Below are 18898 nucleotides of genomic sequence, written 5' to 3'. Positions count from 1 at the left end.
TCATCCCCTCTCCTCTTTAACCAATATTCGCTGGATAATGGTGATAGTTAATACCATCACTGTAAAAACCACTGCCATAGCTGAAGCGTAACCTACATCGCGGTAATTGAACCCAACTTCGTAAATATGATAAACCAGGGATTTCGTAGAGCCTAAAGGGCCGCCCTGTGTCATTATCATCGGTTGAACAAGCAGCTTGAACGCAGCAATCGTGATCGTTATAAATATAAATAAGGAAATATTCTTCAAACCAGGCAAAGTAACATGCAAAAATTTATGAAAAGTATTTGCCCCGTCTATGTCTGCGGCTTCATACAAATGGTCTGGAATGTTCTGCAGCCCAGCAAGAAAGATCATCATCTGAAACCCTGCCCCCTGCCATACACTCATGACAATGATAGAGTTCATTGCCTGGTCCGGGCTTGTTAAAAAAGGCTGAGGGGGAATGCCTAACAATCCGAGCATTTCATTAATTAACCCTTCATTCGGGTTATACATAAAGGTCCACAGAATAGACACTACGACAAGAGACATCACGACCGGAGAAAAATAGGCTGTCCGGAAAAACACTTTTAATCTCAGTTTTTTGTTCACAAGCAGTGCGAGCCCTAAAGCGACAGCTATTTGAATAGGGACGACAAGGAAAGTAAAATATAATGTATTTCTGAAAGCCTGACGAAATTCAGCGTCGCCTAAAATCATCTGAAAGTTTTCAAGGGCTATAAAATTCTTTTCACCAGGTCTTAAAATATAAAAGTCTGTGAAACTGTAATAAAATGCAGCTCCCATCGGGTACAGCAAAAATACTCCTAAAAGCAGCAGTGCCGGCAGCAGGAAGAAATATCCTGTGAGTGCTTCTTTGCCTTCCCTTGTTTTTAAACTGTATCGTTTTCGAGTCACCATAATGGATCACTCCAAGCGGTCTTTGTTTTTATAAATAGGGGGGCCTGAAAGTTTTCACTTCAGGCCCTTTAATAGTAATTAATCTTGAAAGCGTCTGAGCTCACGCTCTACACGATCAACCTGCTGATTCAGAATTTCTTCCACATCTTCCCCTAATGCAGCTGCATGAAATGCCTGGGCAAAGGCATCTGTCAATACAGGATAAGCTGGCGTTTGTGGCCTTGCGTGTGCCGTTTCAGTAACTTGATCTCTAATTACAGACCAAGGAAGTTCATCATAGTGATCCATTGCTTCAAATGCTGAATGTCTTGCAGGAGGCATCCCCGTTACTTCAGAAAGCCCGATTGTAGACTCTTCATTTGTCATCCAGGCCATTACTTCATACGCCTCTTCCGGATGCTCACTCAACGTCGTAATTCCGTATGCCATACTTCCTGAAGGTGATTTAGGAACTTCTTTATAAGGATAAGGCATCATACCCCATTCAAAGTCCGCATCTTCTGCAGATACTGCAATCCACGGTCCTCCCAGAGCCATCGCTGCGTTTCCTTCTTCAAACTGCATCTCTCCCGGAGTAAGGCTGACTACTTCTTCTTCGAACAGAGTTTTCACAAACTCTAATGACTCAACTGTTTCCGGACTGTTTAAGTAACCATCCACAGTCGTGCCGTCTTCAGATATCAACTCGCCATTATTGGACCATACAAACGGCGCTCCCATAAAGGTCAGCCACTCACCTACTCCGTAGTTCATGAAAAGATTTAGGCCGTAGCGATTTTCAGTTGTTAACTGCTGGGCAACTTCCAGAAACTCATCCCATGTCCATGCTTCTTCAATGCTTGTTGGAGCTTCAATTCCTTCTTCTTCAAAAATATCTTTATTATAATAGAGAGGCACAGAGGCTTCCATGGCACCTAAAGAATATAATTCCCCATTATAAGTTCCCTGCTGAATAATTGAATCTACAAAATCCTCTCTGTCTTCATCAGTTATATACTCCTCTACAGAGGCAATAATATCCGCTTCAGCAAAGCTTGCTACATATGGGCCATCCAAGGCCAGGATGTCCGGCAGATTGCCGGCTACAAGGGCAGCATTAACACTGTCGCTGTATGAACTGGCTCCATCATCTATAATGATTTCAGCATTAACATAAATGTCATCGTTAGCTTCATTAAACTCATCAATACGTTTAATATAAAAATCAGTTTCGTCCTCCCCCGTCTGGTGAATCCACATATCTAATGTGACAGATTCATCACCGGAGGCTTCCACTCCCTGTTCAGCTTCGCCTGTTTCAACCACGTCTCCCTGTTCTCCGCTGTCAGCATTGTTGTTCGAATTTCCAGACGCCTCATTACCCGATGTCTCGCCGCCTGATTCTTCTCCTCCGCATGCAGCCATGATCGCCACAGACAAAGTTAAAGGAGCCAATGTTTTAAACATTCTTTTCATAGTTAATTCCCCCTGATCTAATAGTTTAATAGATTCGTTACTGCAAGGACGACTTGTTCACCTCCATAAAAAGTAAAATATAATCGTTTGCGTAATCGATTACGCAAACGGTTTAAAAATAAGTCATGCTAATCATTGTTTTTTAATGCTTAACATGACCCTCTAACGACAAGTTCTGACGGAAGTCTGTGAACATCATAAGGATCCTTTGAACCGTTGATCCGTTTTATGAGAAGTTCTACTGCTTTTTTACCCATTTCGTAAGATGGCTGCTTTACTACAGATAATGGCGGCGAGGTGATCCGTAGCCAGTCATAATCGTCAAATCCAATTATGGCCACTTTATCAGGAATAGGTATATCTTTTTCCTGAAGATAATGCACAGCCCCCATAGTCATAATATTATTGGCAGCAAAAATAGCTGTGGCTCCAGTTTCCTCAACCAGTTCTTTTGTAAAAGAATGGCCTTTATCGAACGTTGCGCTGCCTATTTTAACCAGTGATTCGTCATAAGACAGATTGTTATTTTTCAGAGCATTTTTATAAGCCTGGAGCCTCTCATCACTCGTTGTAATACCCAACGGACCGGTAATAAACCCTATTTTCGTGTGTCCTTTACTAATTAGAAGCTCAATAGCCTTATACGTCCCGGCCCCGCTGTCAATTAATACCGTATCGCTCGTAAGTTCCTTAGGCTGTCTGTCAATAAAGACTACCGGATAGTTCCCGCGGAGATTTTCTTTATAATCGTGTTTCTGAGAATCAACCGGGGCGATGATTAACCCGTCTATCAGCTGGGAGTTAAAGACTTTAATCTGGTCCTGTTCAATGCTGAGATCTTCACTGCTGTTACTGAGAATTAAATTGTAACCGTTTTCTTTTAAAACCTGTTCAATTCCGTTTGCAATTGACATAAAGAAAAAATTAGATGTATCAGAAGCAACAAGGGGGACGAGCAGACCTATAATATTCGACTTACGGCTTCTTAGACTTCTCGCCACGGAATTCGGCTGGTAATCAAGTTCTTTCATTGCTTTATAAACTTTTTTCTTTGTTTCCTCTGCCACATACCTAGTCTCATTAATGACGTGAGAAACCGTGGCAGTAGAGACTTTGGCTTTTTGAGCCACATCTTTCATGCTTATGTTTTCCATAGGCCAGGACCTCATTTGTAATATTTAATTTATCTGCGTAATCGATTACGTAACCGATTACATTCATCATACACCTCCTATATTTGAAGTGTCAAGAAAAGTTTTAATTTATTTTTCCGGGTGATTAATTATTGGAAAACTATGTGGTTATTTATGAATTTTTTTGGACTAATAGCGCTACTATGATCATTGCATATAATGGGTGGAAATACAAATTGTTTGGGGTGGGCACATGGATAATAATAATAAACACGAAGAGCTGACAGTGGAATCATTGGATACATGCCGACTGCCTTTTACGGCTACACGTGATGACTATGCTCCTCTTTTTTCTGCTCCAGCTTTGATTAACAATGAAATGAGCAGTGTTAATTTAAGGGACGCGCGGGGAAAGTGGGTCATTTTATTCTTTTATGCGAGCGACTTTACTTTCGTCTGACCGACCGAATTAGCAGCAGTTGCTGCTATTTATGAGCATTTTCAAAAACTGAATGCAGTCGTCTGGGGAATTAGTACAGACAGTATTTATTCCCATAAAGTATTTAAAGAGACGTCCTCATCTGCCTCGCGCGTGCAGTTTCCTCTGCTGAGTGACAGAAACCAGAGAATAAGCCGCGCATACAGGGTGCTGGATCCGGAGGCAGGTGCAGCCTTCCGCGCCACGGTCCTCATCGATCCTGACGGAATAATCAGATCAAAAATGATTTATCCTCGTGAAGTCGGCCGGAATGTATATGAAATTTTGAGAATTCTTGAAGGAATACTTTACTTTGATAAGACGGGGTTAGGTGTCCCTGCTAACTGGGTTCCCGGCATGCCCGGCATAGAAAGAGATCCGGACATGATCGGAAAAATATAATTTCCATATTGTGGGGGTCTGACCCCCTGCTATATAACACCAGGAGTGATTTAAAAAGGTTTAAACAAGCCAAAATAAAAAAGATAAGTAAACCCCTGCCACTGCCATTGCACTCCCTGCGACCGCTCCTTGAATTTCTCCCTCGCTGGTAATATGGGCGGTGCCTATTCCATGAGCAATCGTACCGATCGCCAAACCTCTTGAAACCGGGTCGGAAACTTTTGTGAGGGTTAGAAGGCGAGGTCCGAACATCGCTCCAATCAGACCGGTCACCATCACAAAAACGGCTGTTAAAGTCATATCCCCTTGCTTCAGGGCAGCAATTTCCATAGCAATTGGCACAGTAGCTGACTTGACGGAAAGGGCGGTTGAGGTTTGCTGTGTAATATTAAAAAGCTCAGCAAGTGCCAAACTTATTAATACAGCTGCAGTTGAGCCCGCAATGAGACTGAAAGCGAGGTTTTTCCCTTGTTTCATTATTATTTTTCTATTTTTATAAACGGGGACAGCCAAGGCGACAGTCGCTGGTCCTAAAGCATAGGAGATCACGTCTTTAGAAGGTTCATAAGCACTGTAAGGTACACCTGTTATAACCAGAACCATAATAATTATAATGGTGCTTAAGAAGACTGGCGTAGTAAATGGGGACGGCAGTGATTTATACATTTTTCTTGTAACGAAGTAAACTACCGCGGTTAACAGGATATAACCTCCTATTATTAATAGAGCCATTTTCTCCCCTCCTTTTTTCCCCAATTATTTGAGATACCTTGCCTGTGGCCACTAAGCCGGCCAAAGTGCTGCATATAATAATAACTAACAAATAAAGCATTTGTGTCATTGCCATATGACCAATTGCCATAATGCCTACACAAATCGGTATAAAGAAAAAGCCTAAATGTTTTACAAAGAGCCCAGCTCCTTTTTCCACCCATGAAAGCGGCAGGAGACCTGTGACCAGAAGAAAAAAAAGAATTAGCATGCCTGCCACATTTCCAGGAATAGCCAGGCCTGTAGAACTGACCAGTAAATTTCCAATCTGATTAATAAACCATAATATTCCAATTTGTATCAGCATAATACCGTATTCCTTCCACATGCCCAAACCTCCCGACCTTAAACTGTTTCAATCTGTACTAATGAAAACCGTCCTCTTCATGAGGACGGTTTATAAAGTCTTCTGTTAACTAATTAAGCAAATGAACGAAGAGAGGACTCTTTTATTACATCACTTCTTCATATGCTTCGTGTGTGGTATACGTCCGGGAATATAGATGCTCCAGGTCTTCATCAGTCAGTACCATTAGTTTGTCATTGGACATTTCCTTCACCTTTGATAGAAATTTGATCATGTTTTCGCGTTCTTGACGTAGCATATAAATCCTCTCCTTTTTCATGTGTTTTAATACAGTTTGTATCTGTTAATATGTATTATATAACAGCATTCTCAAAATGGTCAATGCTTTTTTGAATTTTTTAAAAATTTTTTTGTAAATAGCTGGGGGGACAGACCCCCCAACTATTTACAAAAAACCGTGCCTGAATTTTCCGGCACGGGTCAGTTTAATTATTGGGCTTTTTTCTTTCGTAATTCTTTGGGCACATAAACACAATAGGGTTCACTTTCTAAATAATCGCCTGTCATGGCATAGGCCCTGGACCTGGATCCGCCGCAGACATGTTTAAATTCGCATACTCCACACTTGCCTTTATACATATCCGGGTTTCTTAAAGATTTAAAGATATCAGATTCTCTGTATATTTCTGATAGAGGTGTCTCTCTTACGTTCCCCGCTTTAACAGGTAAAAGTCCGCTTGGAAACACATCGCCTGTATGGGAAATGAACACAAACCCATTTCCATCATTGACCCCCTTTGGAGCCCTCCCAAGCCCGTCAATCTGGCCAGTAGCTCCCTGCTTTAAAGCATCGCCGTAATGGATGTCCGTGCCTTTACTTGCACTGATTTTCTCACGCATTTTATTTTGGATGACTACTCTCCGGTAATGTTGTGCTGCGGTAGTTTTTATATCAAATGATACCTTTTTTGATAAGTCATACAGCCATTGAAACACCTTTTCATGTTCAACTGGGGAAATCATATCTTTTTCCTGTCCCCGCCCTGTCGGCACAAGGAAAAAGACGCTCCATAACACGCAATCCAGCTCTTGAATAAGCTCAGCCATTTCTTCCAGATGATCCACATTGTATTTTGAAATAACTGTATTAATCTGTACAGGCATCTGCAGTTCGTGAAGATAATTAATTGCATTCATTGTTAAATCAAAGGACCCGCTTGTTCCTCTAAAATGGTCATGAATTTCTGCACTATGCCCGTCTAAGCTGAATGCCCAACGCGATAAACCGACTTCTTTAGCTTTTTCCATCGCTTTTTTTGTTACGTTAGGTGTCGCTGAAGGAGTCATAGAGACCCGAACCCCTTTCTCGATGGCATGCTTAGCTATCTCAAAGACATCTTCGCGCATTAGAGGATCTCCGCCTGTAAAAACAAGCATTGGATTATTCATTGAGTATATTTCATCAATCAGTTTTTTACCTTCTTCAAAAGATAATTCCATAGGGTGGCGCCGGTACTGCGCCTCCGCTCTGCAATGAAGACATTTTAATTCGCAGGCCCTCGTTAATTCCCATATAACTATAAACGGATTCTTATTATAATCTCCAGGAAACATAATAACCCCTCCCAGTTAAGTTTAATTCTTACTTAAAGCTTAACTGGAGAGAGGTATAACAGATGTGATGGAAATCACTTTTCCACGCAGGAATCTAAAATGTTCACATATTTATTAAATGTAAATAAATGGGGGGTCTGACCCCTAGATCATTTTTAATGGCTGCCGGTTCTTCAGCCATGAAATGAAAGATAGTATTCCTTCACGGTTCACATGATGGCCTGCCTGCGCATCCACAATGAAAGTAAGGTTATCAGCATTTTTATGGCTTGCAGCAAAAGACTTCGCTCCGTCTATTGGAACTACAGTATCCTGCGCTCCGTGCCAGAAAAATAAGTCCCGGTTTTGCGCAGCTTCCGGCTGTTTCGACAAATCATAACTGTTTAATAGTGCTTTTTTTCTGTCTAACTCTTCCTTGCTGAATGGAAAAACACCTGATTCTTCTTTAATCCGCTCGATTTGTTCATGTACAAAATCTTCATAAGCAGGTGTTCCCATAAAAGAAGCTGCAGTTGTCACCCAGTTATATTGAGTAAGCGCCCCCAGCGTAATAATGGCCCCCATTGAAACTCCAGCCATTGCAATATCAGAACTTTCGACTAGTGCCCTTTTTTTTAATGCAGAGACGATCTCTTCTGTTTCATGTATGCTTTTTATAACAATCTCCCAGAAAGACAAACTTCTCTGATCGTCAGGTATACCCTTATGGCGCTCACCATGGTGTTCTGCTTCAGGCATAATAATCCTGTAACCCTCTCCAGCTAATAAATAGGCATAGTGGAGGTTATGCTCTTTCGCACTCGTAAACCCATGCCAGAAAATAAATAAAGGAAGCGGTTTTTCCATATCTTTATTCGCAGCGACGTGCAAAGCAGGGATCCCTGCCAGCTCTTCTTTTACCACTGTTATCATTGTTACATCCCTCTTCATAAAAAAGTTTGTTACCATTTTAACATTCTTCATCTGCAACATAAAATATTTAGCAGCTCCATGCTTTCTCTCACATTTTAAGCCCGAAGCTCATTTAAGCCATTTGTTAATAATAAAGTACCCTCAGCATCACCGCAGTCTGTAATGACAGCAGTGATGTCCAATCTCTGAAAGCGGTGTTCCGCTCACCCAAAGCCCAAATTCTGTATGTGTAAGGGGAGAAATAAGTCATTACCGCACCACCGTTTTTTTACGTAACAAAATAAAAAAAGCCCCTTAAAAGGAGCTTTTATGTACAATTATTTTTGTACGTTTGTTGCTTGTGGTCCACGCTGGCCTTGTTCGATGTCAAAAGTCACGGATTGTCCTTCTTCAAGGGATTTAAATCCGTCCCCTTCAATTGCAGAGTAATGCACAAACACATCATCCTGCCCTTCTACTTCAATAAATCCAAAGCCTTTTTCTGCGTTAAACCACTTTACTGTACCTTGGGTCATGTTATGTTCCTCCTGTTTAATTGTTTCCCCATTTAGTATGACAAAAATTCGAAGTCTTATACTTATATTTTTAAAATTATTTTTCGGCTTTGCCGCTATTTATTCTTCAAAGACTGTAAAACGGGTTTTCATCTGCCTTTATCCATAAGTCAGTACTTTCAAGAAAATAAGCCATCTGAAATAATTTCTGCTCATTACCTTTGGCCGCGATAAACTGAACTCCTGCAGGGAGGCCGTTTCCAGTCTTATGAACCGGTACACTCATGGCAGGCTGCCCAGTTAAATTAGCCTGCTGGGTAAAAGGCGTCCTCATTAAACTTTCTTCCGCTAATTGTTCCGCTGCCCCTGACTTTTTCAACAGTTTACCTGCTCTCAGACTTGCAACTAGTTTAATCAGCAGTTTTTCTGATGGTTTGACTTGTAACTCGCCAATTTTAGCAGGAGGCATAGCTGTAGCAGGGGTGACGTAAAAATCATAGGTTTCATGAAATTCTTCCATGGCCAAGGCAGCGGTATCCCACTCTTTCAGATTTAATACAAATTCCTGAGCTGATGTGGCTTTTCCTAACATGCCAAGAAGCCAAGTCGTCGGCTCTACATCTTTCATGGTAATTTTCCTGTCTAAAGACTGTTCAAGCTGACTAAGAGTGGCTGCTACTTCACCAAAATACATCGTCAAATAACTTTGGGCAATTTTTTTACCGTCCACAGGCGCGTCTTTTTCTTCCACCTCAAACCCTGATTTTTCAAGAAACCGAACCGTTTTTAATACGGCCTCTTTGCATTCGTGATCCACCGCTGTACCAATAGGCGATTTGACAGAAAATGCGATTTTGGAAGGTTTATGAAGGGGGACTGCCATCTCTTTCACATAACTCCCTTCATATCCTGGGGCAAGGAAGGCTGCTCCCTTTTCATCTCCGTGAATCAAGTCGAGAATAAGGGCGCTGTCTCTAACCGACCGGGTTAACACATGTTCAGAAGAGGCTCCCTGCCATAATCTTCCTTGTGACGGACCTACAGGGGTTCTTCCCCGAGTTGGCTTCAGCCCGAATAACCCGCAATAAGCTGCCGGGATCCTTATCGATCCTCCTCCATCATTAGCGCCTGCAACCGGGACCATTCCTGACGCCACTGCCGCACTCGAACCGCCGCTCGAGCCGCCAGGCGTGTATTTTATATTCCAGGGATTCCTTGCAGGTCCGTAAAATTCAGGTTCAGTCACTCCCATGAGTGCAAATTCAGGAACGTTTGTATGCCCCATGGGGAGCAATCCGGCCTCTTTTAACCTAAATACAAAATTAGAATCAGTTTCTGCTCGGAAATGCTGGTTTGCACGTGAGCCGGAGGTTATTCTTTCCCCTTTGACATCCTGGGTAATGTCTTTTAGTAACATAGGAACTCCGGATAACGGTGTATTTGTCATCTCCAGATTATTTATTTGCTTTAGAGCTTTACTGTAAAATTTATGAACGACAGCATTCAGAGAAGGGTTAAAAGCTTCAATTCTAATAAGCGCTTCTTTAAACACTTCTTCTCCCGTCACTTCCCTCTTTTTAATAAGTTCTGCAAGCCCGGTTGCATCATACTTATGATAATAAAACCCATCCATCTTTTCACCTCGTTTTAAAAAACTTTTATTTAAGGTTTATTTCTTGCCAAATTGCCTTTAATCCTTCTTTTATCAGGAAATAACTGGGGGGTCTGACCCCCCAGTTATTTCCTGATAAAGCCATATAAAAAAAGAGAGGATAAAATCCCCCCTTTAATTTATATCAATACGGTACCCGGATGATTCATCGAGTTCCTCTCTTGTTTTTGGCACATTTAATACAAGAAGTCCATTTTTAAATTCTCCTTGTATTTCCTTTTCGTTTATGTCTCCAATATAGAAACTTCTTTGGAAAGAACCGCTGGATCGCTCACGTCTGACATACTGATCATCTTTCGTCTCAGCAGATCGTTCAGTCTTTCCCTGGATTGTCAGATGGCCATCTTTGTATTCAACTGAAATGTCTTCCTTTGAGAACCCCGGCAGTTCAGCTTCAATTACATAATGGTCTTTCTTCTCCTTAATATCCACTTTCGGACTCTGAAAACCAAAAGAACTGTCAAATAAATCGGTTGTTGAGTCGCGGTCTAGAAAAGAAGGCAGCCACTCAAAGACGTCACGCCGTCTTTTTGGAAATAAGTTTGCCATTAAAACCACCTCCAAAATCTAATTTAATTACACTTATAACATACCAACCTACCAACCAAATTAAACCCGGTTTCCCTTTCCAATTGTGTATATTTAGTGACAAAAAGGGGTCAGTCCCCCCATTTGTTTCCAAATAAAAACTCTCCGCCCAGGCGAAGAGTCTGGAACTTTCCAACATTAATTTTCGGGTTTTAATTTGTCCATTTCTTCAGTCACAACAAAGGCAAGATCATCATTGCCAAATAAGGATAATACGCCTAGAAGAGTATCATGCGGAATCTCTCCCGCTTCTTCTTTAGTCACAGTCAAATCAATTGCCTGTTTTAAAGCCTGGTTCTCGCTTTGTCCAGGGTAGGCGCGCAAATAAATTTCCTCAGGGTCAAGGTTATGATTTACACACCACTGGGCAAACACCAGCACCATCATCTTTTCATCTTTTTGATAATTTTTAATAATCTGTTCTTCCATATCTTTCTTCGTACTCATAGTTCAAACACCTCTCAATTCTGGCTCGATTCTTATTATAACGGATGCCTGCATTTACTCCCAGAAAAAAGTTAACAAAATTAGTTCGTCTCCCTTCCAGGCTTATATAATAATTGCCTTAACCTTTGACCTTTTCCTGCTTATCAACTTATAAGTCCCTAAACTCACTATTCAGTTATCTGTCTCTTTCAATTGCCTATAAAGTGTTGCCACATTGTAACATTTGCTGCCGCCGCTGGATTACTGAACATTTACAATGAAAATATATCAAATGCTTTAATTATAAAAATTCAAATAAAGTTTGGTGATACGTATGTATGGAAAAAAACATCCTGAAGGTCATGGCCATCCGCACGCTAGTAAAATAGCTGAAATGGATTATAATGAAAATCCCTTTATTGTTATCTGGGAAGTTACACGTGCCTGTGAACTTCGCTGTGTGCATTGCCGCGCCGATGCACAGGTGGAGCCTCATCCTCATGAACTGTCCCATTCAGAAGGAATTAAGCTAATAGATGAGATTTATGATATGAATAATCCTATGCTTGTTTTTACAGGCGGCGATTGTATGATGAGAGAAGACTTGTTTGAGCTCGCTGATTACGCCGTAAAAAAAGGTATGCGTGTATCAATGACTCCCAGTGCTACAGATAATGTCACTAAGGAACGAATGAAAAAAGCGAAAGAAGTCGGTTTATCCAGGTGGGGGTTCAGCTTAGACGGTCCAAATCCAGCTATCCATGACCAGTTTAGAGGCACATCCGGATCCTTTGATTTAACCCTTGAGAAAATACGCTACTTGAAAGAGCTCGACATGCCGCTTCAAATTAATACCGTCATCTCCAGATATAATTATGATTCTTTAGAAGAAATGGCTCAATTAGTCGAAGAACTTGATGTGGTCATGTGGTATATCTTTCTTCTGGTGCCAACAGGCAGGGGGCAAATAGATGATTGCCTCACACCAGCCGAGCATGAGAAAGTCTTTCGTTGGCTTTATGAGTTAAACAAAACTTCAAATTTTGATATTAAAACGACAGCAGCCCAACACCACCGCCGTGTCGTTATTCAGCAGAAAACTAAGGACAAAATGATTGAAAAAGGTGAAATAAACTATTCGGACTCCATTTCAGATACGGCTTCTGAAATCGACGGTTTAAAACGCGCCCCAAAAGGAGTTAATGACGGAAACGGATTTATCTTTGTTTCTCATACAGGTGACGTCATGCCAAGCGGCCTTCTTCCGATAAAGGTTGGCAACGTAAGAGAAAAGCCGCTAAAGGAAATATACCGGGAAGCGCCTGTTTTAAAAGAATTAAGAAATCCGGATCTCTATAAAGGAAAATGCGGAGTCTGTGAATTCCGTTATGTGTGCGGCGGCTCACGTTCAAGATCTTACTCAGTAACCGGCGATTATCTTGAAAGTGAACCATTCTGTGTCTACATCCCTGAAGCTTATAGAAAAACCCAAAATGTGTAACACTTATAAAACGCCCGATACTACGTGTATTAAGGCGTTTTTTTGTAAGGATAAACTATTCCTCAAAAATTTATAGGAGATTATACCAATGCCGCGTCACTGGTTTAGCAATTAAAAGGTGTGATAAAATAAAGTGGAATAGTGGTCTATGTAACTTAACGTGTTAGGATGATGCGGAAATGATAAATAAAAACTCACCAATTCCAATTTACTACCAGCTTGAAGAAAAAATTAAAAATCAAATTGACCAGGGCGACTTAAAACCAGGAGACATGCTTCCTTCTGAAAGAGAGTATGCCAACACATATGCAATAAGCCGTATGACAGTAAGACAGGCAATTACAAAGTTGGTTAACGACGGCTATGTCTACCGGAAAAAAGGGACAGGAACCTTCGTATCCGAGAAAAAAATCGAACAGCCGCTCCAGGGGTTAACCAGTTTTACGGAAGATATGAAAGCGAGAGGAATGACACCGGGCAACCGGCTCGTTCATTTTAAAGTAGTGCCTGCGACTTCGTCTGTCGCCAACTATTTAAAAATTCAAGAGAATGATCCGGTGTATGAGATTCAGCGGGTCCGCCTTGCTGACAATGTACCAATGGCCCTTGAAACAAGCTACCTGCCTGAAAAACTAGTTCCAGGTGTCACAAAAGAAATTATGCAATCCTCACTTTATGAATATATTGAAGCTGCTCTGGGCAAAAAAATCAAAGAAGCGACACAGATTATTGAATCTTCTACAGCTAATCAGAATGAAGTTGAGCTTCTTCAAGTAAGGAAATCTTCCCCCATCTTATTAATTGAACGGCATACGTACCTTGAAGACGGAACCCCGGTTGAATTTGTAAAGTCAGCCTACAGGGCGGACCGTTACCGTTTTATGATTAATATGAAAAGATAGAATAAAAAAAGAGCCATCGGGTTTAACCGCCCGGTGGCCCAGTTATTTATAATCCAGCCCTGCCGCATACCGATCTGCGGGTTTCGTAGGCTTTTAAACATCCCAGTTCTTCATTAAGCAGTTTCTCCATCTCTGCTAAATCGTCTCTGTTTACAGGACTGTCTCTGTCTGACCATTTCACTGTATATATAAAATAATAATCAGGAAAAGATCTGAAGATAACCGGAGAATTAGGATGAGAAGAAAAAACAGCTTTTATTTGATATCTCCGGCCATAACTCCAGTCAATCAGCTCCATAATTCATCCTCCTTGCAAACATACATTCCCTTCCAATTTTAACCTCTCATTTGTCCTTCGGCAAGTAAAAAGCACTCTTCCGTCAGAAAGAGTGCAAGACTTATTAAAATCCTTCTATGCTGCCGCTTTATCAGGCTCTGTTAACTGTTTTTTAAAAACCATCGTGCGGATGTAAGGAAGCACCCAGCGGTCACCGCCGAATTTACCGGCATTGTAGCCTGCTGCCAAGATAAAGATGGTCAGAAGCACTAACCACGGGTTTGATGAGATGGTGCCTGCGAACATAAACGCGAAGTTCATGACAATTCCGAAGAACGCTGCTGCCGTTGTCAGAACACCTAAAATTAAGCCAAGCCCTACGAGCAATTCACCCCAGGCGACCATAAAACTGAAAACTCCTGCATTCGGTAAAGCAAAACTTTCTATAAATGCGTGATACGTCGGGTACTGTTCAATGACCGCTTCATTATTGACCACACCGGTTAAATATCCGCTTGCATCAAACGGCTCTCCTGTCACTTTCCCCCAGCCTGCTGTCAGCCACTGCCATCCAATATAAACACGTAATACTGTCAACACGCCCGCTGCAATTTTGTTGTTTCTCAAGAAATCCATAATCATGATTCATTCCTCCTCAGGAAATGTTTTAATAAAGAGGTCAAGTCAACGATCACTTTTAAAAATAATTATGGCCTGATGGTAAGTGAGCGATAAAAAGAACATTACCCGCTCTTTCGGTTTGTTAAGTTAGTGACCACTAACTCTCTTCCTTTAATTTGATTATATTATATATAAAGGTCCTGCAACTGCCGTATTTGTGACGGAATGTTTGCTATACAATGGCAAAATTGTGACCAGGAGTACTAAAAAAAGAGGCCGGGACAAAACCCAGTAAATAAGAATGGCCCTCACTTATGTGAGAGCCATTTTTATATCTAAATTGATTAATGTAGGTTACTTGTCCAAATTGTCACTCGCTTGTTTCCTGCGCCGCTACGCTTGCTCGTCACACAAAAAGATCTGCCGCGGGCAAGGCTTCAGCTAATCGGGGAAGAGCACCCCGATGGATCTTCATCTCTTGCTTCTTCCTCTGCAAGTTTTGCTTTGGAGCCTTGTTCGTCGAAGCAGCTCGGTGTTAATTCGTGAAGTTTCGCTCGTTGCTTTTCCCGCAGGCGTCTCGCGACTTTTGACAATCAACGAGTTTAAATATAACTCATTTAAAAAACACAAAAAGGATACCTTCTGATAAAGTTAAATCAACACAAGATAACAGAATCGGAGGTATCCTTATGTTTAAAGGTTACATGAATCAAGTCATTTTGCCTATGGACCTATCCTATAAACTTCAGGAGAATGACGTCGCTTTTGCAGTGAATGATCTGGTGGAATCTATTCCTGATGAAGCTTTTAATTGTTTTTAACGTAAGACAGGCTGTCCAGCTTATCATCCGAAGATGATGTTGAAAATCATTTTGTGTGCGTATACCCAGTCTGTTTTTTACAATTTCATAATTTCAATCCATTTTAAAAATTCTTCCAGGCTTTCATTCAATCGTTTCTTTGTCACCTCATCCTGAAGCTGGCCGCTCTCATTCACTTTATGGTGGACTGAACCAATATACACCTGAGGTTGAGGCATTACATAGGCATGACACGCTGATAATGTCTGTCTAATCTGCTGCTGGGAAAAACAGGTTCCCATCGCACTGGGGGAAGCTCCGACAATCATGCTTGGCTTTTTATAAAGCACATTTTCATTAGTCATACTTCCAGCCCAGTCCAGTACATTTTTCAGCACGCCGGGTGTGCCATGAGAATATTCAGGTGTGACTATTAATAGTCCATCGGCTTCTTTTACTGATTGTTTAAATGAAGCCACTTCTGCCGGATCTCCGTTTTCTTCCAAGTCACCATTAAATAATGGGATTTCATCAATTGAATGTGGAGTGACTTTTACGTTTGAATGTTCCACATCTGTTAAATAATTCAGAATCATCCGGTTGTAAGAACTTTTTCTTAAACTGCCTGCAATTCCAATAATATTTTTTTTCATATAACCGCCCTCCTGCTTTAATTATCACACAATAAGACAAAAAATGCTTAAAAGCTAATCATGGCAAAGTGATTCGTTGACATCAACGCGACCACACGCTAACATAATAAGTAATATTTCTATACTCGAAATAAATTCCGGCGGCTATCTTTTCGGCTCGTCGTTTATTTTTTAACCCGGCATACTTCCAGAAGAAACTAAAAACAGGAGGGCATCATGAGCCATTCGCCATCTTCTCGCCTACTAAATCAAAAGGATAAACAGAGACTCACTCTGCTTTTATGTATTATACTCACTTTCACTGTCATGAACGGTACAATGTTCAATGTAGCTATTCCCGATATAGCAGAGGAATTCAATCTCCTTCCTTCTCAAGTGAGCTGGGTGATGACCGGATATATTCTCGTTTTTGCAATCGGCTCTTTAATGTATGGAAAACTGGCTGATTTTTATCCCATTAAGACTTTACTTACTATAGGGATTATTTTATTTGCTTCCGGAGCAGCAATCGGACTTTTTTCCCCTAACTACGGAGTTTTATTATCTGCGAGGATTCTTCAAGCGATGGGCGGAGCAACAATCCCGGCACTGGCCTTTATTATTCCGGCCCGGTTTATGCCGGATGAAAGAGGAAAAGTCTTCGGTATTGTATCTTCCACTGTCGCTTTTGCCTCCGGACTTGGACCAATTACAGGCGGTTTGGTAGGAGGTGCATTTGACTGGAGGTATTTATTTATCCTGTCAGTCCTTTCGCTGATTGCTATTCCGTTTTTAAGAAAATGGCTGCCCGACGAACCTCAGAGAAAAGGAACAGTTGATATACCTGGAGCTCTGTTTATCGCTGTTTCTGTAGCCGGTCTGCTTTTATTTATTACCTCTTTCAGCCTTTTAGGGTTATTCGCTGGTACATCAGCATTCAGCCTTTTTATTTGGCGGATGAAAACATTTCATGCTCCTTTTATAGACCCGACGATGCTTAAGAATAAATATTACACGACCACTATCATTACAAGTTTTTTTGGAACAAGCGCCATGTTCGGAATGATTTTTATAGTTCCGATTATGGCAAGATCCGTATATGATCTGAATACCGTACAGATTGGCCTTCTTTTATTTCCCGGCGCAATGGCAGCGGGGCTGATTGGGCAGTACGGAGGTAAACTTGTGGATCGTCACGGAAGTTATCCCATCCTGAAGGCAGCTTTTATTATGGTTATGGCAGGGAGCACTCTGATCTCCACTTTTGTCGGAATTCCGCCTGTTTTTATGGCTGCCTGTATTCTGGTTCAGTATATGGCCTTCCCGCTTATCCAGAGTTCAACGGCTAATCTTTTAACCTCTCTTGTACCAGCTAATCAGACAGGCGTGGGAATAGGATTGTTTAATTTAGTCAACTTTCTGTCAGGAGCCATTTCCAGTGCTGTATTCGGTGCTTTACTTGATTTTTCCCATATACGGTTTCTGATTAACCCGTTTGGGATCACTAATGACTATGCTATTTATTCGAACCTGTTTGCCGGTCTTGTCCTTCTCGCGTTAATCGCTGTCAGTGTTTTCACCTTTGTATTCAGAAATAAAGTTAAACACCTTGAACTGCAATCACAAAATCTATAAATTAACTAATCCTGCGAAGCCCCTGGGCAAGCGTCCGCCCGGCGGACTGACATCACTCCTTATCTCAAAAAGAAAAGCCGAACAAAATTTGAAAATTTTGTTCGGCTTTCTTTATAATTACTCTTTTTCCCAAGCCTCTTCTCGACAATCTGAGGTTAAAAACAGGAACCTTTTAGCTTTTTAATAGGATTTCGTTGTCCCAGCTGCTGTTAAATAGTCTGGTCAAAATACTCACCTTTACCGGTTATTTCTTTCTCATGCGCTCTTGCAACAGTTAACAGCTTTTGCTTAGCTTTATTTCTTTGAAAATAATTCCCTGTCGCCGCACGGTCTTTCAGAGCATCAAAAAACGCCACTCTTTCAGCCGGAGACGGCCCTGTGATCATAGGTTTAGACCCCGTTTGACGATTCGCATAGATTGTTACTTGTTCATCTTTAACTGGTGGAAGGTAACCCATACAATCACCTCTCTTTACTATCGGTATACCCCTATTTTTGAGAAGCGAACCCTGTTTTATAGGCTTTTGTCCGGGCTTTTGCTTTGCCGCAGGCACACCCGCCTTTTTTCGGTTTAGTATGGCTTACTTGATATTTGTTCTTTTGCCCAGTCATATTATTAGAAGGTTTATTAACATGGCTTCGGCTTCTCCACGTTTTTCTCTCACTGTATTTTCCCAAAACCTCTCGCTCCTTTTTGCTTGATCACTATAGGTTATGAGATTCTAATAATAAAGTGAGGGCATTCACTCGTCGTCTTCATTAGAATGATTGTTTCCAGCCTGAAAAGCCTGAAAAAACTGCTCATAGTTTTGTTTACTTTTTTCCTGTTGATCCGGCTCACTGACGCCTTCCACCTTTTGGGTGTCTGCTTGTTCACTTACGGCTTTTGAAAAAAAGTTTTCAGGTGTTTTTTTGGTGGAATTGTCATATGCGCGTTGTAATTGCTGAAGAAGCTCTTCTTTCTCTTTTTTCCATTCATGTTCTTTAGCACTTAAATCTTCTTTTATTTTTTCAATTTCCAGAAGTGTATTTTTCATCTGGCTTTTTTCTTCCTCATTCTTTACCAATTGAGTTTGAAGCTTTTTCTTTTCCTTGACAGCTTCTTTATAACTTTTTTCAATTAGTCTGTTTCTTTCAGCTAATTCCTCTACTTCGCTGATTATTTCGTTCATTTTTCTCACATCATACTGCTGTTCAAGTTTTTCCTTTTCCCGTTTCAGCCTTTGTGCTTCAGATTTATAATGAATGACTTCCTGTTGCAGCTGTACTTCCGCCCAACTCTTCATTTTATTGGATACCCCCACATTATCCCTCCTGTTTCATCCTTTTCACTTCTTATTTATATGTAAAAAGAGATGAAACTTGCCAGTTGTAT

General features: G+C 41.1%; 22 protein-coding genes and 1 pseudogene. 5 read left to right on the top strand and 18 right to left on the bottom strand.

The genetic code is table 11. The annotated features are described in order from the left end of the window. From BMW59_RS08575 to BMW59_RS08565, 3 genes are all read right to left on the bottom strand, one after another. Complete coding sequence (locus BMW59_RS08575) at positions 1-903, bottom strand: carbohydrate ABC transporter permease (RefSeq protein ID WP_093050258.1); 903 nt, start codon at positions 901-903, stop codon at positions 1-3. 78 nt (positions 904-981) lie between these two features. Further along, positions 982-2358, bottom strand: a complete 1377-nt coding sequence (locus BMW59_RS08570) for an ABC transporter substrate-binding protein (RefSeq protein ID WP_093050255.1) — start codon at positions 2356-2358, stop codon at positions 982-984. A gap of 149 nt (positions 2359-2507) precedes the next feature. Next, positions 2508-3512 carry a LacI family DNA-binding transcriptional regulator gene (locus BMW59_RS08565; protein WP_177174249.1) on the bottom strand — a complete coding sequence of 335 codons (1005 nt, stop codon included), beginning with the start codon at positions 3510-3512 and terminating at the stop codon, positions 2508-2510. A 232-nt stretch (positions 3513-3744) separates the two neighbouring features. Here BMW59_RS08565 and BMW59_RS22035 point away from each other — a divergent pair, with 232 nt between their 5' ends. Next, positions 3745-4371: a peroxiredoxin gene (locus tag BMW59_RS22035; RefSeq protein ID WP_245733007.1), complete on the top strand. Its 627-nt coding sequence runs from the start codon at positions 3745-3747 to the stop codon at positions 4369-4371. A gap of 60 nt (positions 4372-4431) precedes the next feature. Here the strand turns inward: BMW59_RS22035 and BMW59_RS08550 are convergent, their stop codons facing one another. The 9 genes from BMW59_RS08550 to BMW59_RS08510 form a co-directional block, all read right to left on the bottom strand. After that, the gene (locus BMW59_RS08550) at positions 4432-5103 is read right to left on the bottom strand and encodes an LrgB family protein (RefSeq protein ID WP_093050246.1); all 672 of its coding nucleotides are present in this window, start codon (positions 5101-5103) and stop codon (positions 4432-4434) included. Next, positions 5030-5470 (bottom strand): CidA/LrgA family protein, encoded by a 441-nt coding sequence (locus tag BMW59_RS08545; protein ID WP_093050404.1) that lies wholly within the window; start codon positions 5468-5470, stop codon positions 5030-5032. The genes BMW59_RS08550 and BMW59_RS08545 overlap by 74 nt, the downstream gene beginning before the upstream one ends. A gap of 124 nt (positions 5471-5594) precedes the next feature. Next, on the bottom strand, positions 5595-5747 hold the full coding sequence (locus BMW59_RS08540) for a BH0509 family protein (protein WP_093050243.1): 153 nt from the start codon (positions 5745-5747) through the stop codon (positions 5595-5597). Positions 5748-5938: 191 nt separating this feature from the next. Next, positions 5939-7063: a TIGR04053 family radical SAM/SPASM domain-containing protein gene (locus tag BMW59_RS08535; protein WP_177174248.1), complete on the bottom strand. Its 1125-nt coding sequence runs from the start codon at positions 7061-7063 to the stop codon at positions 5939-5941. Positions 7064-7207: 144 nt separating this feature from the next. Continuing rightward, a complete protein-coding gene (locus BMW59_RS08530) occupies positions 7208-8026 on the bottom strand; it encodes a prolyl oligopeptidase family serine peptidase (RefSeq protein WP_177174247.1) in 819 nt (272 codons plus the stop codon). A gap of 266 nt (positions 8027-8292) precedes the next feature. Further along, positions 8293-8490, bottom strand: a complete 198-nt coding sequence (locus BMW59_RS08525; RefSeq protein WP_093050234.1) for a cold-shock protein — start codon at positions 8488-8490, stop codon at positions 8293-8295. Positions 8491-8596: 106 nt separating this feature from the next. Then, positions 8597-10102, bottom strand: coding sequence for an amidase (locus BMW59_RS08520; protein WP_093050231.1), 1506 nt, complete (start codon positions 10100-10102; stop codon positions 8597-8599). 153 nt (positions 10103-10255) lie between these two features. Further along, complete coding sequence (locus tag BMW59_RS08515; protein WP_093050228.1) at positions 10256-10690, bottom strand: Hsp20/alpha crystallin family protein; 435 nt, start codon at positions 10688-10690, stop codon at positions 10256-10258. A 177-nt stretch (positions 10691-10867) separates the two neighbouring features. Then, entirely contained in the window at positions 10868-11176 is a 309-nt protein-coding gene (locus tag BMW59_RS08510; protein ID WP_093050225.1) for a hypothetical protein, read from the bottom strand. A gap of 313 nt (positions 11177-11489) precedes the next feature. Between BMW59_RS08510 and BMW59_RS08505 the strand changes: the two genes are divergently transcribed. Both BMW59_RS08505 and BMW59_RS08500 read left to right on the top strand, forming a co-directional pair. Next, a complete protein-coding gene (locus tag BMW59_RS08505) occupies positions 11490-12656 on the top strand; it encodes a TIGR04053 family radical SAM/SPASM domain-containing protein (RefSeq protein ID WP_093050222.1) in 1167 nt (388 codons plus the stop codon). A 179-nt stretch (positions 12657-12835) separates the two neighbouring features. Further along, positions 12836-13558 carry a GntR family transcriptional regulator gene (locus BMW59_RS08500; RefSeq protein WP_093050219.1) on the top strand — a complete coding sequence of 241 codons (723 nt, stop codon included), beginning with the start codon at positions 12836-12838 and terminating at the stop codon, positions 13556-13558. 46 nt (positions 13559-13604) lie between these two features. Here BMW59_RS08500 and BMW59_RS08495 read toward each other — a convergent pair whose 3' ends face one another. Continuing rightward, positions 13605-13856 carry a hypothetical protein gene (locus BMW59_RS08495; protein ID WP_093050216.1) on the bottom strand — a complete coding sequence of 84 codons (252 nt, stop codon included), beginning with the start codon at positions 13854-13856 and terminating at the stop codon, positions 13605-13607. 114 nt (positions 13857-13970) lie between these two features. Continuing rightward, positions 13971-14477, bottom strand: coding sequence for a DoxX family membrane protein (locus BMW59_RS08490; RefSeq protein ID WP_093050211.1), 507 nt, complete (start codon positions 14475-14477; stop codon positions 13971-13973). A gap of 668 nt (positions 14478-15145) precedes the next feature. Between BMW59_RS08490 and BMW59_RS08485 the strand changes: the two are divergent. Continuing rightward, a pseudogene (locus tag BMW59_RS08485) lies at positions 15146-15400 on the top strand (transposase); the annotation flags it as partial. Here the strand turns inward: BMW59_RS08485 and BMW59_RS08480 are convergent. Further along, the gene (locus tag BMW59_RS08480; RefSeq protein ID WP_093050208.1) at positions 15355-15909 is read right to left on the bottom strand and encodes an NADPH-dependent FMN reductase; all 555 of its coding nucleotides are present in this window, start codon (positions 15907-15909) and stop codon (positions 15355-15357) included. The pseudogene BMW59_RS08485 and the gene BMW59_RS08480 overlap by 46 nt on opposite strands. A 216-nt stretch (positions 15910-16125) precedes the next feature. On the opposite strand from BMW59_RS08480, the gene BMW59_RS08475 reads away from it, so the two are divergent. Next, positions 16126-17523 carry an MFS transporter gene (locus tag BMW59_RS08475; RefSeq protein WP_093050205.1) on the top strand — a complete coding sequence of 466 codons (1398 nt, stop codon included), beginning with the start codon at positions 16126-16128 and terminating at the stop codon, positions 17521-17523. Between the two features lie 209 nt (positions 17524-17732). Here the strand turns inward: BMW59_RS08475 and BMW59_RS08470 are convergent, their stop codons facing one another. From BMW59_RS08470 to BMW59_RS08460, 3 genes are all read right to left on the bottom strand, one after another. Further along, positions 17733-17981: a hypothetical protein gene (locus BMW59_RS08470; RefSeq protein WP_093050202.1), complete on the bottom strand. Its 249-nt coding sequence runs from the start codon at positions 17979-17981 to the stop codon at positions 17733-17735. Positions 17982-18012: 31 nt separating this feature from the next. Then, the gene (locus BMW59_RS08465; RefSeq protein ID WP_093050199.1) at positions 18013-18201 is read right to left on the bottom strand and encodes a hypothetical protein; all 189 of its coding nucleotides are present in this window, start codon (positions 18199-18201) and stop codon (positions 18013-18015) included. Between the two features lie 65 nt (positions 18202-18266). Then, complete coding sequence (locus BMW59_RS08460) at positions 18267-18809, bottom strand: hypothetical protein (RefSeq protein ID WP_177174246.1); 543 nt, start codon at positions 18807-18809, stop codon at positions 18267-18269. Positions 18810-18898 lie beyond the last annotated feature (89 nt).

This window comes from Salipaludibacillus aurantiacus (assembly GCF_900111295.1).
GTDB lineage: Bacteria > Bacillota > Bacilli > Bacillales > Salisediminibacteriaceae > Salipaludibacillus > Salipaludibacillus aurantiacus.
Note: the sequence above shows the minus strand (reverse complement) of the source record. Positions and strands in the feature narration are given on the sequence as shown.

Coding starts and splice junctions, on each gene's coding strand:
- BMW59_RS08575 (WP_093050258.1), bottom strand. CDS start 903: ATGGTGACTCGAAAACGATACAGTTTAAAAACAAGGGAAGGCAAAGAA.
- BMW59_RS08570 (WP_093050255.1), bottom strand. CDS start 2,358: ATGAAAAGAATGTTTAAAACATTGGCTCCTTTAACTTTGTCTGTGGCG.
- BMW59_RS08565 (WP_177174249.1), bottom strand. CDS start 3,512: ATGGAAAACATAAGCATGAAAGATGTGGCTCAAAAAGCCAAAGTCTCT.
- BMW59_RS08550 (WP_093050246.1), bottom strand. CDS start 5,103: ATGGCTCTATTAATAATAGGAGGTTATATCCTGTTAACCGCGGTAGTT.
- BMW59_RS08545 (WP_093050404.1), bottom strand. CDS start 5,470: ATGTGGAAGGAATACGGTATTATGCTGATACAAATTGGAATATTATGG.
- BMW59_RS08540 (WP_093050243.1), bottom strand. CDS start 5,747: ATGCTACGTCAAGAACGCGAAAACATGATCAAATTTCTATCAAAGGTG.
- BMW59_RS08535 (WP_177174248.1), bottom strand. CDS start 7,063: ATGTTTCCTGGAGATTATAATAAGAATCCGTTTATAGTTATATGGGAA.
- BMW59_RS08530 (WP_177174247.1), bottom strand. CDS start 8,026: ATGAAGAATGTTAAAATGGTAACAAACTTTTTTATGAAGAGGGATGTA.
- BMW59_RS08525 (WP_093050234.1), bottom strand. CDS start 8,490: ATGACCCAAGGTACAGTAAAGTGGTTTAACGCAGAAAAAGGCTTTGGA.
- BMW59_RS08520 (WP_093050231.1), bottom strand. CDS start 10,102: ATGGATGGGTTTTATTATCATAAGTATGATGCAACCGGGCTTGCAGAA.
- BMW59_RS08515 (WP_093050228.1), bottom strand. CDS start 10,690: ATGGCAAACTTATTTCCAAAAAGACGGCGTGACGTCTTTGAGTGGCTG.
- BMW59_RS08510 (WP_093050225.1), bottom strand. CDS start 11,176: ATGAGTACGAAGAAAGATATGGAAGAACAGATTATTAAAAATTATCAA.
- BMW59_RS08505 (WP_093050222.1), top strand. CDS start 11,490: ATGTATGGAAAAAAACATCCTGAAGGTCATGGCCATCCGCACGCTAGT.
- BMW59_RS08500 (WP_093050219.1), top strand. CDS start 12,836: ATGATAAATAAAAACTCACCAATTCCAATTTACTACCAGCTTGAAGAA.
- BMW59_RS08495 (WP_093050216.1), bottom strand. CDS start 13,856: ATGGAGCTGATTGACTGGAGTTATGGCCGGAGATATCAAATAAAAGCT.
- BMW59_RS08490 (WP_093050211.1), bottom strand. CDS start 14,477: ATGATTATGGATTTCTTGAGAAACAACAAAATTGCAGCGGGCGTGTTG.
- BMW59_RS08480 (WP_093050208.1), bottom strand. CDS start 15,909: ATGAAAAAAAATATTATTGGAATTGCAGGCAGTTTAAGAAAAAGTTCT.
- BMW59_RS08475 (WP_093050205.1), top strand. CDS start 16,126: ATGAGCCATTCGCCATCTTCTCGCCTACTAAATCAAAAGGATAAACAG.
- BMW59_RS08470 (WP_093050202.1), bottom strand. CDS start 17,981: ATGGGTTACCTTCCACCAGTTAAAGATGAACAAGTAACAATCTATGCG.
- BMW59_RS08460 (WP_177174246.1), bottom strand. CDS start 18,809: ATGAAGAGTTGGGCGGAAGTACAGCTGCAACAGGAAGTCATTCATTAT.